Raw genomic sequence first — 13,281 nt, 5'->3', positions numbered from 1 at the left:
CCTGAGATCCCCGGCCCTTGTCCGTCAAAAGGGTCGTCTGTCAGGCGAGGGTGACCTCGACGGGCAGCTTCTTGATGCCGTTGACGAAGTTGGACCGTACACGGGGCACCTCGCCGGTCAGGCGGATGTCGGCGACTCGGGGGATGAGCTCCTCGAACATGATGCGGATCTCGGTGCGGGCCAGCAGGTTGCCCAGGCACAGGTGCGGGCTGCCCTTGCCGAAGGTCACATGGTCGTTGTTCTTCCTGGTGACGTCGAAGGCGTAGGGGTCGCCGAAGACCTTCTCGTCGCGGTTGCCGGAGGCGAACCACATGACGACCTTGTCTCCCTCCCTGATCCGCTTGCCGCCGAGTTCGACGTCGCGGGTCGCGGTGCGGCGGAAGTGATACACCGGCGAGGCCCAGCGCAGGAACTCCTCGACCGCGCCGGGGATCAAGGACGGGTCGCGGCGCAGCAGGTCGAGCTGGTCGGGGTGCTGGATCAGGGCGTGCATGGCGTGGGAGATGGTGTGCCGGGTCGTCTCGTTGCCCGCCACGACCAGCAGCAGGAAGTAGTTGTCGAAGTCCTGCTCCGACAGCGGGACGCCGTCGCGCGGGGTCTCGTTGACGAGCTTGGAGATCAGGTCGGTGCCGGTGCCGGTGCCGCCGCGCCGCTGCCGGGCCAGTTCGCGGCCGTACTCGAAGACCTCCAGCGAGGCGGGGGAGCGGAAGGGCAGGTGGCGGTAGTTCTCGCTCTCCTCGCTGTCGAGCAGCACGTCGGCGTAGTCGGGGTCGGTGTTGCCGATGATGCGGTTGCCCCAGTCGATGAGCCGCTGGGTGTCGCCCTCGGGCACGTCGAGCAGGCGGGCGAGCACGTTGATGGGGAAGTCGGCCGAGACGTCGGCGACGAAGTCGAAGGAGCCCTTGGCGAAGGCGGCGTCCAGGGTCTTGGCGGTCAGGCCGCGCAGGAAGTCGGCGTACTGGCCGATGACGGCCGCCCCGAACTGGCGCTGGAGCAGGCCGCGCAGCGCCCGGTGGCGTACGCCGTCCAGTTCCAGGATGGAGGCGCGGCGCCTGATCTGGTCGTCGTCGACCTCTTCGAGGTTGACGAACCTGGTGGAGGTGAAGGTCTCGGGGTCGCGATCGACGCGGACGATGTCCTCGTGGCGGGTGACCGCCCAGAAGCCGGAGTTGGGGGCGGGCTCGGGCTGCCAGTGCACGGGGTCCTCGTGGCGCAGGGTGTGGAACATGCGCCAGGGGGTGACGCCGTCGGTGAAGTTGCCGAGGTCGGCGAGGTCCACGTCCGCCAGCGGGAGGGGTTCGGGGGTCAAGCGGGGCTCCTCGGTGTCACAGGTGGTAGGCGTACTCGGTGAACTCCCAGTCGGTGACGTGCCGGTGGAAGCGTGCGACCTCGTCGCGTTTGTAGGCGAGGTAGGAGGCGGTGAAGCCCTTGCCGAGCAGGTCGGTCAGCTCGGCGTCGGCCTCGAAGGCGTCCAGGGCGGCTGGGAGCGTCATCGGGAGCACGGCGGCGCGGGAGGTGTCGTAGCCGTAGCCCTCCAGCGGCGCCGGGGGCTCCTGCCCGGCGCGGATCCCGAGCAGCGCGGCGGCGATGGTGCCGGCCAGCAGGAGGTAGGGGTTGGCGCCGGCGTCGCCGAGGCGGAGCTCGAAGCGGGTGCCGGCGCCGCGTTCGGGCGGGATGCGGAGCATGGCGCTGCGGTTGTCCAGGCCCCAGTCGATCAGCCAGGGGGCGAGGGTGCCGGGGCCGAAGCGCTTGTAGGAGTTGACGGTGGGGTTGGCCAGCGCGGCCAGCGCAGGGGCGTGGGCCAGTACGCCGGCGATGGCGTGGCGGGCCGTGGCCGACAGGCCGTAGGGCGCCGAGGGGTCGTCGAAGGCGTTCGGGCCGTCGGCGCCGGCGAGGCAGGACAGGTGGAGGTGGAAGCCGGAGCCGCCCTCGTCGTTGAACGGCTTGGCCATGAACGTGGCGAGGCGGCCCTCGGCGCGGGCCAGTTCCTTGATCGCGGCCTTGAACAGGAAGGTCCGGTCGGCGGCGTCCAGGGCTGCGGAATGGGTCAGGTTGATCTCGAACTGGCCGCTGCTGAACTCGTGGTTGCCCATGCTCACGCCCAGGCCGAGATCGCGCAGATGCCGCAGCGTCCGCAGCAGGTGGCCGCCGGGGTCGCCGCGCCGTCCCGCGGTGTAGACGTTGCCCGGGGCCTCGGCGTAGCGCCGCCAGCCGGACGGCGCGCCGGGGTCGGGCTCGCACAGGAAGTATTCGAGCTCGGGGCCGGCGACCGGGACGAGCCCGTGCTGGGCGAACCGGTCGAGCACGCCTCGCAGCAGGTCGCGCGGCGACTCCGGGACCGTCTGGCCGGTGGCGGGGTCGATCACCTCGCCGAGGCACGAGGCCACGCCGGGCTCCCAGGGCAACGGCCGCAGTGTGCTGAGGTCGGGCCGGACCGCGATGTCGGGCAGCCCGGCGTCCAGGCCGCCCTCGACCGGCACCACGTCGCCCTGCGGGCTGGTGTGGTAGACGGCGCGGCAGAAGGCGAGCCCGTGCTCGCAGGCGCCGGCCAGGTGCTCCACCAGGACGTCCCGGGCCCGGTCGGTGCCGATGAGGTCGGGGTAGACCACGCGGACGACGTCCACGTCAAGAGCGGCCAGGCGAGCCAGGTGCTCCTGGATCTGCGAGATGTCGTGAGCGCTCATCGGCGTCTCCTCGGGCGGTGGATGAGGGGCGCGAGAGGGCGGCCCCGGGAAATCATTTGAAACCAAACGATAGGATTCGCGCGGCTTTCCTCGCAAGCGGGCTCCGCAATCTCATTGTCCGCGACGGCCCTTGACCGGCTCATCGGCGCCCGCCTATCTTGTTTGGATCCAAATGAATTGGAGGTGTGGCGGTGAAAGTCGTCGTCGACATGGACAAGTGCCAGGATCACGGGCAGTGCGTCTTCGCGGCTCCCGACGTCTTCCGTCTCGACGACGCCGGGCATCTGACGTACGTCGCCGAACCCGGCGAGGCGTCGCGCGCGGACGTCGAGGAGGCGGCGGACGTCTGCCCGCTCCAGGCCATCCGGATCGAGGACTGATCGGTGTCCTCCCGAGTCGTGGTGGCCGGGGCCGGCCTGGCCGGCCTGCGCGCCGCCGAGCAACTCCGGGCCGCGGGCTGGGCGGGCGCGATCACCGTGGTCGGTGACGAGCCGCTGATGCCCTACAACCGGCCGCCCCTGTCCAAGGAGGTGCTCGCGGGCTCGGCGCCGTTCGAGTCGCTGGCCTTCCGGCCCAGGGCGAGCTGCGCGGATGTGGAGTGGCGGCTCGGCGCCGCCGTCGCCTCCGCCAGGCTGGACCGGCGCGTGGTCCGCCTGGACACCGGCGAGGAACTGGCCGCCGACGGCCTGGTCGTGGCCACCGGCGTACGCCCGCGGCGGCTGCGCTGCCCCGGCCCGCTCGCGGGCCGCCACGTGGTGCGCACCATGGCCGACGCCCGTACGCTGCGGGCGCGGCTCACGCGTCCGGGCGCGCGGGTCGTCGTGGTCGGCGCGGGGTTCATCGGCTGCGAGGTCGCCGCGACCGCCCTCAAGCTGGGCGCGGCCGAGGTCACCGTGGCCGACCCCGAGCCCCTGCCCATGCTCCGCCCCCTCGGCGCCCTCCTGGCCCACGCGTTGTTCCGCCGCCACCGGGAACGCGGCGTGCGCTTCGCTCTCGGCGCCGGCGTGGCCGCCTTCGACGGCGAGGATCGCGTGACCGGCGTCGTGCTCGAGGACGGGCGCAGGCTGGGCGCGGACGTGGTGGTCGAGGCGGTCGGCTCGGTCCCCAACACCGAATGGCTCGACGGCAACGGCCTGGACCTCACCGACGGCGTGCTCACCGACGAGCTGCTGCGCGCGGGCGGCCTGCCGCACGTCGTGGCCGTCGGCGACGTCGCCCGCTTCCCCAACGCCCGCTACGACGGCGTGCCGCGGCGGGTGGAGCACTGGTCCATGCCCGCGGACACGGCCAAGCGCGCCGCGAGGACCCTGGCCGCCCACCTCGCCGGCGCCGAACCGGACCCCGAGCCGTTCGCGCCGCTGCCCACCTTCTGGAGCGACCAGCACGACTTCCGCCTGCAGTCGTTCGGCACCCCGGCACTGGGCGCGGAGGACGCCCGGGTGCTGCACGGCGACCTCGCGGGGGACGTCGTCGTGGGCTACCACGCCGCCGGACGCCTGGTCGGGATCGTCGCCCTGGGCGGGCCCGCCGCCGTCGCCGCGGCTGCCCGCCACCGCGCCGCCCTGCTCAGGCGGCCGGCTCTCACCCCATAAGGAACGAACCACATGATCACAGGGTTCTGGTATCCGCGGACGGCCGGCGGCCGCTCCTCGCTGATCCCCGCGCCGCCGTGGCACTACTCCGGCGACCTGCTCACCATCGAGTACCGCACCGACCCGGCGCGGGTACGGGAGTTGCTGCCCGAGCCTCTCGACCTCGCCCCCGAGGACCCCGGCGCGGTCGCGCTGATCTGGGCCGACTGGCAGTCCTGCTCGGCCTCCGGGGAGGAGCTGCTCGATCCGGTGCGCGCCCAGTACAAGGAGGCGTTCGCGGTCGTGCGCTGCTCGTACCGGGGGCGCACGTACTCGCGCTGCGTCTACATCTGGGTGGACAAGGACTTCGCCGTCGCCCGCGGCATCCACCAGGGCTACCCGAAGAAGCTCGGCTCCATCCACCTGACCCGCCCGCACCCGTACGGGCCGGCGCCGCGCATCGAGGCGGGCGCGCGCTTCGGCGCCACGCTCGCCGCCGCCGACCGCAGGCTGGCACAGGCCGTGGTGACGCTGACCGAGCCCGCCGGGAACAACGGCTTCGTCAACGCCCACCCCATGGCGCACCACCGGTGGCTGCCCTCGATCGACAAGGGCGGCGGGCTCGCGCTGGACGAGCTGATCGAGTCGGGCGCGGCGGCGGCCGAGGGCGGCACGCCCTGGCGCGGCGTGGCCGACCTGGAGCTGTTCGAGGCGCCCACGGAGGAACTGGCCCGTCTGGAGATCCGCGAGCCCATCGGCGCCTACTACCGGCAGGTCGGCGTCGTCTGGGACGGCGGCACCCTGCTCGAAGCGAAGGAGCGCTCATGACCAGGCACACCGCGACCGTCGCCGGGATCGTCGTGGACACCCGGCACTGGATCGGCGGCGCGCGCGTCGCGTCCGCCACGACCTTCACCGACGAGTCGCCCATCGACGGCGCGGTTCTCGGCGAGATCGCGCGCGGCGGGCAGGCGGAGGCGGACGCCGCCGTCGCCGCGGCCCAGGCGGCGTTCCCCGCCTGGGCGGCAACCCCGCCCGCCGAGCGGGCCCGCCTGCTGCGCGTGATCGCCGACGGGGTGGACAAGCGCCGGGAGGATCTGGCGCTCGTCGAGACCACCGACAACGGCGCGCTGCTGCGCTCGCACCGGCGCGGCGTGATGCCACGCGTGGCGCACAACTTCCGCTTCTTCGCCGACCGGCTGGACGGCCTCGGGCACGAGGACTTCGACACCCGCGGCCACACCAACCACGTCTCCTGGGACCCGGCGGGGCCGTGCGTGCTGATCACGCCATGGAACGCGCCGCTGATGCTGGCCACCTGGAAGGTCGCCCCCGCGCTCGCCGCCGGCAACACGGTGGTGCTCAAGCCCGCCGAATGGTCGCCGCTCACCGCCTCGCTGCTGGCCGACATCGCCGCGGAGGCCGGCCTGCCGGCCGGGGTCCTCAACGTCGTGCAGGGGTACGGCGCCGAGGCGGGCGCCGCGCTCGTGGCGCATCCGGGCGTGCGCCGCATCAGCTTCACCGGCTCGGTGCCCACGGCCAAGCGCATCGCGCGGGCCGCCGCCGCCGGCCTCGTCCCCACCAGCTTCGAGCTGGGCGGCAAGTCGCCGCTGCTCGTCTTCGCCGACGCCGACCTCGACGTGGCCGTGGACCTGGCGGTCGAGCAGTACGACAACGCCGGCCAGGTGTGCCTGGCCGCGACGCGGCTGCTGGTGGAGTCCTCCATCAGCGAGGAGTTCACCCGCCGCTTCGTCGCCAGGGCGGCGGCGCTGCGGCAGGGCGACCCGCGCGACGAGGCCACCGACATCGGCCCCAACATCCACGCCCGGCAGGTCGAGAAGATCGACGGCTTCGTACGGCGGGCGGTGGCCGCCGGGGCGCGCACGCTCCTGGGCGGCGGGCCCAACACCGATCTGGGCGGCCTGTACTACCGGCCCACGCTGCTCACCGATGTCGCCCAGGACAGTGAGATCGTCCAGGAGGAGGTGTTCGGCCCGGTGCTGACGCTGCAGACCTTCGACACCGAGGACGAGGCGGTCCGGCTGGCCAACGACACCCGCTTCGGCCTGGCCGCCACCCTCGCCACCGGCGACCGCGACCGCGCCGAGCGCGTCGCCGCCCGGCTGGTCGCCGGGACCGTCTGGGTCAACTGCTTCTTCGTCCGCGACCTGCGCGCGCCCTTCGGCGGCTCCCGGGAGTCGGGAGTGGGCCGCGAGGGCGGCACCTGGAGCTTCGACTTCTACTGCGACCTGAAGAACACCGTCACCGCGCCGAAGGGCTGGATCGACCGTGGGTGAGATCGTCGGGGCGGGCCTGCTCGCGCACGTCCCCACCATCGTGCTCCCCGAGCGGGACCGGCTGGAGCTGAACGAGGGCAAGGAGATCACCCTCGTCACCGGCCTGCGCGAGCTGCGCCGCGAGGTCTTCGAGACCCTCGACTACGACACCGTCGTGGTGCTCGACTCGCACTGGGCCACCACCGTGGAGTTCGTGGTCACCGCGCAGCCGCGCCGCGCCGGGCTGTTCACCTCAGAGGAACTGCCCCGCGGCATGTGCCGGATGCCGTACGACTTCCCGGGCGATCCGGAGCTGGCCCGCAACGTGGCCTCCTTCGCCGGCGCGCACGGCACCTGGATCACCCCGATCGACGACCCCTACCTGCCGATCTACTACGCCACGATCAACCTGTGGAAGTTCCTCGGCGAGGGCCTGCCGGACAAGCGGTGGGTGTCGATCGGGGTCTGCCAGACCGGCGACATGGAGGACCATCTGCGCCTGGGCCGCGCCCTGGCCGACGGCATCGCCGCGACCCCGGGCCGCAGGGTGCTGCTCATCGCCTCCGGCGCGCTGTCGCACACCTTCTGGCCGCTGCGCGAGCTGCGCGACCACGAGGCCAGCGACCCGCGCCACATCTTCACTCCGCAAGCGCGTGCGGCCGACCAGGAGCGCATCGCCTGGTTCAAGGAGGGCCGCCACGACCGGGTCCTGGAGACCATGCCGGAGTTCTGGAAGTACAAGCCCGAGGCTCGCTTCAACCACTACCTCATGATGGCCGGCGCCCTCGGCGAGCGGGCGTGCACCGCCCGCGCCCGCCAGTACGGCGAGTACGAGAACTCCATCGGCACCGGCCAGGTCCATCTCTGGTTCGACCGCCCGTCCGGGGGCTGGACCGCCCCCCGTCAGGAGAACGCCCATGCCTGAGTACCGCCGCATCCTGCTCGACGGCGCCGTCACCGAGACCGTACGGGAGGGGGAGGAACTCGTCGCCCGCGACGGCCGCCGGGTCAAGGCGGACGAGGCGCACCACCTGCCGCCGGTCGTCCCGTCGAAGATCATCGCGGTGCACCTCAACCACCGCAGCCGGGTCGAGGAGTTCCGGACCACGCTGCCGCCCGCGCCGACGTACTTCCACAAGCCCACGTCCTCCCTCAACGCCCACCGCGGCGCAGTGGTGCGCCCGGAGGGGTGCAAGTGGCTCAACTACGAGGGCGAGGTGGCCATCGTCATCGGCCGGACCTGCCGCAACGTCTCGCCGGGCGAGGCGGGGGAGTACATCGCCGGATACACCGTCGCCAACGACTTCGGGCTGCACGACTTCCGCGACACCGACGCGGGCTCGATGCTGCGGGTCAAGGGCTCCGACACGCTGTGCCCGCTCGGGCCGGGCCTGGTGACCGGCTGGGACTTCCGCGGCAAGCACCTGCGCACGTACGTCAACGGCGAGGTCGTCCAGGACGGCTCGACCGACGAGATGACGTGGGACATGCACTATCTCGTGGCCGACATCGCCCGCACCATCACCCTGTACCCCGGCGACGTCCTGCTGTCGGGCACGCCGGCCAACTCCCGTCCGGTGCGGCCGGGGGACCTGGTGGAGGTCGAGGTGGAGGGCCTGGGGCGGCTCGCCAACCGGATCGTCACCGGTCCGGCGGCGATCCGCGCGGACGTCGGGGCGCAGCCGAGCGAGTCGGAGGAGGTCTTGTCCACGGCGCTCGGCGGCGACTGGGAGTTCCGCGGCATCCGGCCGCCCCGGCGCGGGTGAAGTCCGCCGGTCTCCGCCCCTTGTCAAACGGACGCCTCGCGCTCCATCATTGCGTAACTCGTTTGACTGCAAACGATTAGCGACTCGCCCCCCAAGGCAGTAGGTGACACCAAGTGGACACTCCAGCCACCGCCGCAGTGGAAGCCACTGGGCGGGACACTCCCCCCGTGAGCAGGCTCAAGCCGGACGCGCTCGGCGTACTCGGCATCCTGTTCCTCGTACTCTCGGCGCAGGCGCCGCTGACCGGCATCGCCGGCGCCCTGCCCATCGCCGTGCTCCTCGGCAACGGCCCCGCCGTCCCCGCCGCCTACCTGGTCGTGGGGCTGATCATCCTGCTGTTCTCGGTCGGCTTCGCGGCCATGGGCAGGCACGTCGTGGACGCCGGCGCCTTCTACGTCTACATCGGCAAAGGGCTCGGCCGGACGGCCGGCACCGGGAGCGCCGCCGTCGCGCTGTTCGCCTACTGCACCATCCAGGCCGCCATCTACGGGCTGTACGGCTCCATCGTCTCCGGCCTCGTCGCCCAGTACACCGGCCTGGAGGCGCCCTGGTGGGTCTGGACGCTGGTGACCATCGCCGTCGTACAGGGGCTCGGGCAGGCCGGCATCGAGATCGGCGCCAGGGTGCTCGCGGTCCTCGTGCTCGCCGAGTTCAGCATCCTGCTCGTCTTCAGCCTGATCACCTTCGTCAAGGGCGGCGGCCCCGAGGGCCTCGGCGTGGCCGCCGCCTTCTCGCCCGCGTCGGCCCTGTCGGGCACCCCGGGGATCGCGCTGATGTTCGCCGTGGCCTCGATGTTCGGCTTCGAGGCGACCGCCATCTACGGCGAGGAGGCGCGCGACGCGCGGCGCACCGTCCCCCGCGCCACCTACCTCGCCGTGCTCGTCGTCAGCGCCTTCTTCGTCTTCACCTCGTGGATGGTGATCTCCGCCTACGGCTCCTCCAAGGCCGTCGCGGCGGCGGGCGCGGCGGTCGAGGGCGGCGACTCCGCGGCGTTCGTCTTCGACCCCGTGGCGGCCCAGCTCGGCGCCTGGGTCAACGGGGTGCTGCCGGTCCTGCTGGCCACTTCGCTGTTCGCCGGCATGCTCGCCTTCCACAACTCCGCCGGCCGCTACCTGTTCTCGCTCGGCCGCGAAGGGGTGCTGCCCCGGCGCCTGACCTCGATCAACCGCCGCCACGCGCCGTGGCTGGCCGGCTGGACCCAGACCGTGATCGCGGTGCTGCTGGTCCTGCCCTTCGCGGTGGCCGGCGGGGATCCCGTGCTGACGCTCTTCTCCTGGTTCAGCGGCGTCGCGGTGCTGGCCATGATGCTCATGTACCTGCTCACGTCCGTCTCGGTGATCGTGTTCTTCCGCAGGGAACGCGTCGACACCCGCCCCTGGAACACGCTGATCGCCCCCGCCCTCGGGGCGCTCGGCCTCGCGGGCGCCGTCTGGCTCATCCTCGCCAACTTCCCCACGCTCATCGGCGGCTCCACGGCCACGGCGATCTGGCTCGCGTGCTGCGTACCGGTCATGATGCTGCTCGGCGTGCTCGCCGCCCTGCGCGTACGGAGGCGAGCCCCCGGTGCGTGAGATCGGGCACCAGGAGTGGGCCGGCCGCGCCGCGCGGCTGGCCCTCCCCACCCGCCACCACATCGGCGGCGCCGAGGAGTCCGGCGGCGGCGCGTCATTCGCCGTGGTGTCCCCTCGCGACGGCAGGGTCCTGGCCAATGTCGCCGACGCGGGGCCGGGCGAGGTCGACCTGGCCGTGGCCGTCGCCCGCCGCGCCTTCGACCACGGCCCGTGGCCGCGCCTGGCGCCCGCCGAACGCGGGCGGGCCCTGCTGCGGCTCGCCGAGCTGATGGAGGAACAGCGCGAGAGCCTCGCGCTCACCATCAGCCTGGAGATGGGCAAACCGATCAAGGACGCCTACGAGATCGAGCTGCGTGCCGCCATCTCCACCTTCCGCTGGTACGGCGAACTGGCGGGCAAGCTCGCCGACGAGTCGCCGCACACCGCCCCCGGCGCTCTGGCGCTCGTCACCCGCGAACCCGCCGGAGTGGTGGGCGCGGTGGTGCCCTGGAACTTCCCGCTCACCATCGCCGCCTGGAAACTCGCCCCGGCCCTGGCCGCGGGCTGCACGGTCGTGCTCAAGCCCTCGGAGTGGTCGCCGCTGTCGGCCCTCTCGCTCGGCCACCTCGCCACCGAGGCCGGCCTGCCGGCCGGCGTGCTCAACGTCGTCGCCGGGGACGGTCCCGCCGCCGGGCGGGCCCTCGGCCTGCATCCCGGCGTGGACGTGCTCGCCTTCACCGGCTCGACGGCCGTCGGCCGCCACTTCATGCGGTACGCCGCCGACTCCAACCTCAAACGGGTCTGGCTGGAGCTCGGCGGCAAGTCGCCCAACATCATCCTGCCCGACGCGCCCGATCTGGACGCCGCCGCGGCCACCGCCGCATGGGGCGTCTTCTTCAACCAGGGCCAGATGTGCACCGCCCCCTCCCGGCTGCTGGTGCACTCCGCCGTCGCCGAACAGGTCACCGACGCCGTCGTCCGGCACGCCAGGGAACTGCGCGTCGGAGACCCGCTCGACCCGGCCACCCAGATGGGCCCCCTGGCCCGCGAGGCGCACCTGGCCCGGGTGCTCGGCCACATCGCCGACGCGGCGAGCGAGGGCGCCCGGCTGCGTACGGGCGGGGCGCGCACGCTGACCGGCACCGGCGGCAACTACCTGGAGCCCACGGTGTTCGACCGGGTCGAACCCGGCATGCGAGTCGCCCGCGAGGAGATCTTCGGGCCCGTGCTGTCCGTGCTCGCCTTCGACGACCTGGACCAGGCGGTCGCGCTGGCCAACGACTCCGAGTACGGCCTGGCCGCCGGCCTGTGGACCTCCGACCTGTCCACCGCGCACCGGGTCTCCCGCGCCCTGCGCGCCGGGACGGTCTGGGTGAACTGCTATGAGGAGGGTGACCTGACCGTGCCCTTCGGGGGGATGAAGCAGTCCGGCAACGGCCGCGACAAATCCGTCCACGCCCTGGAGAAGTACACCGAGCTCAAGACCACGTGGATCCGGCTGTGACCGGCGATCGTCCGCTCATCGCCATCCCGGCCCGCTTCTCCGCCTCGGCCTCCGCCCTCCGGTACGCCGCGGAGGTCAACGCGAGGGCGCTGATCGAGGCGGTCTGGCGGGCGGGCGGCGAACCGCTGTCCCTGCATCCGCGCGCCCCCGCGGCCCCTGCCGAGGTGGCCGCGCGCCTGGCCCGCTTCGACGGGGTCCTGCTGCCCGGCGGGGGCGACATCGCCCCGCACCGCTACGGCGAGGACGACGCGCACGAGAGCGTCTACGACGTCGACGACGAGCAGGACGCCTTCGACATCGAGGTGGCCCGGCACGCGCTGGAGATCGGCCTGCCGCTGCTCGCCGTCTGCCGGGGACTGCAGGTCGTCAACATCGCGCTCGGCGGCACCCTGCACCAGGACATGGGCGGCGAACACCGGATTCACCGCCATATCGTGCATCCGGTCGCCATCGTGCGCGGCTCGCTCCTGGAACGGGTCACCGGCGAGCAGAAGGCGATCGCGTCCTGCTACCACCACCAGCGCGTGGCCCGCCTGGGCAGCGGGCTGACGGCCACGGCCGAGGCCGCCGACGGCACGATCGAGGCGCTGGAGCTGCCCGCCCTGCCCTCCTGGTTCGCCGCCGTGCAGTGGCACCCGGAGGACACGGCGCACCGCGACCCGGTGCAGCAGGCCCTGTTCGACGCCTTCGTACACGCGGCCCGCGTGCGCGGCCGGGACCCATGGTGATCCGGCACCGCTCTCCGGAATCCAGACCTATCGCCGAGGAGTGCTCATGACGAGTGTGCGAATGCAGCTCATACTGACGGAGAACTGGACGATGACCTCCGGGCGCGATCTCAACACCCTGGTCAGGTGGGCGCGGGAGGCCGAGGACGCGGGGTTCGACTCGGTCATGGCCAGCGAGCATGTGGTGCTCGGCCCCGACGCCGGGGCGCGGGGGCGGATGGCCAACCCGCGGGAGTACGCGCTGCCGGGCAACCAGGACCCGGCCACACCGTGGCCGGCCAACCTGCTGCTGCTGAGTGCCATCTCCTCGGTCACGACCTCGTTGCGGCTGGCGGCCGTCGCCGTGCTGGCCCCCCTCCGCCATCCGCTCGCGCTGGCCAAGGACCTGGCCACACTCGACCTGCTCAGCGAGGGACGGCTGCTCGTGCTCCCGTCGGTGAGCTGGAGCAGGGACGAATACCGCGCGCTCGGCGTGCCGTTCGACAAGCGCGGACGGATACTGGACGAGCAACTGGAGATCTGGTCGCTGGTGTGGAAGGGGGCCCCGGTCTCCTACGAGGGCAGGTTCTTCCGGTTCCGGGACGTGTACGTCGAGCCGCGGGCGTACCGGCCGGACGGGCCGCGGCTGTTCTTCGGCGGCGAGGGAATGCCGGACCATCTCGTCAGGCGGCTGGTCCGCTACGGCCACGGCTACAACCCGCTCGGGCGGCCGTCCGCCGGCGACCTGGACCGGCTGTCCTCCGCCCTCCGGGCGGCCGGGCGCGACCTGTCCGAGCTCGAACTCGTCGGCGGCACCCGGGGCGTCTTCCCGTCCGGCGACTCGTGCGCCTCGCTGCCCCAGGCCCTGGAGAGCATCCCCGAGCAGGTGGCCGCCGGGTTCACCACGTTCTGCATCAAGCCCTCGCAGTTCATCGACGATCCCGATGGCGTGCCGCAGTTCTGCCGGGAGGTCATCAGGCGCGTGGACGCCCTCACGTCGTGACCGCGGGAACGCGCCGTCGCGGCGCCGGGACCGTCCGGGAAGCGTGGCGACGTCGCTCAGCCGCGCACCGGGGGAAGGTCCCCGCGCGCCGCGGAGTGGCGCCCCACTGAGGGCCGGTTCCCGGCGCTGCGCATCCCGGTCGATGCGTGGGGCGAGGTGGAACCCATCCCCCCGCTGCTCGGCGCGGACACGGCCGCCGTGCTCTCCGAGTTCCTCCGAC

Annotated in this window: 12 protein-coding genes; 10 read left to right on the top strand and 2 right to left on the bottom strand. The window is 72.7% G+C overall.

Features of this window, described 5'->3' with window-relative positions; translation table 11 throughout:
* Positions 1 to 40 precede the first annotated feature (40 nt).
* Together HNP84_RS32020 and HNP84_RS32015 are read right to left on the bottom strand one after the other, a co-directional pair.
* Complete coding sequence (locus tag HNP84_RS32020; protein WP_185053672.1) at positions 41 to 1,309, bottom strand: cytochrome P450; 1,269 nt, start codon at positions 1,307 to 1,309, stop codon at positions 41 to 43.
* Positions 1,310 to 1,325: 16 nt separating this feature from the next.
* Positions 1,326 to 2,684 carry a glutamine synthetase family protein gene (locus HNP84_RS32015; protein WP_185053671.1) on the bottom strand — a complete coding sequence of 453 codons (1,359 nt, stop codon included), beginning with the start codon at positions 2,682 to 2,684 and terminating at the stop codon, positions 1,326 to 1,328.
* A gap of 191 nt (positions 2,685 to 2,875) precedes the next feature.
* On the opposite strand from HNP84_RS32015, the gene HNP84_RS32010 reads away from it, so the two are divergent.
* The 10 genes from HNP84_RS32010 (at position 2,876) to HNP84_RS31965 (ending at position 13,061) form a co-directional block, all read left to right on the top strand.
* The gene (locus tag HNP84_RS32010; RefSeq protein WP_185053670.1) at positions 2,876 to 3,064 is read left to right on the top strand and encodes a ferredoxin; all 189 of its coding nucleotides are present in this window, start codon (positions 2,876 to 2,878) and stop codon (positions 3,062 to 3,064) included.
* A 3-nt stretch (positions 3,065 to 3,067) separates the two neighbouring features.
* The gene (locus HNP84_RS56335) at positions 3,068 to 4,276 is read left to right on the top strand and encodes an NAD(P)/FAD-dependent oxidoreductase (RefSeq protein WP_185053669.1); all 1,209 of its coding nucleotides are present in this window, start codon (positions 3,068 to 3,070) and stop codon (positions 4,274 to 4,276) included.
* Positions 4,277 to 4,288: 12 nt separating this feature from the next.
* Positions 4,289 to 5,083 carry an acetoacetate decarboxylase family protein gene (locus tag HNP84_RS32000; protein WP_185053668.1) on the top strand — a complete coding sequence of 265 codons (795 nt, stop codon included), beginning with the start codon at positions 4,289 to 4,291 and terminating at the stop codon, positions 5,081 to 5,083.
* The gene (locus HNP84_RS31995) at positions 5,080 to 6,552 is read left to right on the top strand and encodes an aldehyde dehydrogenase (protein WP_185053667.1); all 1,473 of its coding nucleotides are present in this window, start codon (positions 5,080 to 5,082) and stop codon (positions 6,550 to 6,552) included. The genes HNP84_RS32000 and HNP84_RS31995 overlap by 4 nt, the downstream gene beginning before the upstream one ends.
* Complete coding sequence (locus tag HNP84_RS31990) at positions 6,545 to 7,456, top strand: 3,4-dihydroxyphenylacetate 2,3-dioxygenase (protein WP_185053666.1); 912 nt, start codon at positions 6,545 to 6,547, stop codon at positions 7,454 to 7,456. Before HNP84_RS31995 ends, HNP84_RS31990 begins: the two co-directional genes overlap by 8 nt.
* Positions 7,449 to 8,297 carry a fumarylacetoacetate hydrolase family protein gene (locus HNP84_RS31985; protein ID WP_185053665.1) on the top strand — a complete coding sequence of 283 codons (849 nt, stop codon included), beginning with the start codon at positions 7,449 to 7,451 and terminating at the stop codon, positions 8,295 to 8,297. The genes HNP84_RS31990 and HNP84_RS31985 overlap by 8 nt, the downstream gene beginning before the upstream one ends.
* Before the next feature lie 167 nt (positions 8,298 to 8,464).
* A complete protein-coding gene (locus HNP84_RS31980) occupies positions 8,465 to 9,868 on the top strand; it encodes an APC family permease (protein WP_312926238.1) in 1,404 nt (467 codons plus the stop codon).
* Positions 9,861 to 11,351, top strand: coding sequence for an aldehyde dehydrogenase (locus HNP84_RS31975; protein WP_185053663.1), 1,491 nt, complete (start codon positions 9,861 to 9,863; stop codon positions 11,349 to 11,351). The genes HNP84_RS31980 and HNP84_RS31975 overlap by 8 nt, the downstream gene beginning before the upstream one ends.
* Positions 11,348 to 12,079: a gamma-glutamyl-gamma-aminobutyrate hydrolase family protein gene (locus HNP84_RS31970; RefSeq protein ID WP_312926235.1), complete on the top strand. Its 732-nt coding sequence runs from the start codon at positions 11,348 to 11,350 to the stop codon at positions 12,077 to 12,079. Before HNP84_RS31975 ends, HNP84_RS31970 begins: the two co-directional genes overlap by 4 nt.
* 46 nt (positions 12,080 to 12,125) lie before the next feature.
* Positions 12,126 to 13,061, top strand: coding sequence for a TIGR03619 family F420-dependent LLM class oxidoreductase (locus HNP84_RS31965; protein WP_221337001.1), 936 nt, complete (start codon positions 12,126 to 12,128; stop codon positions 13,059 to 13,061).
* Positions 13,062 to 13,281: the final 220 nt, after the last annotated feature.

Origin of the sequence: Thermocatellispora tengchongensis (assembly GCF_014202315.1) — a bacterium.
In the GTDB taxonomy this organism is placed as follows: Bacteria; Actinomycetota; Actinomycetes; order Streptosporangiales; family Streptosporangiaceae; genus Thermocatellispora; species Thermocatellispora tengchongensis.
This window is presented reverse-complemented; position numbering and strand designations above follow the sequence as displayed.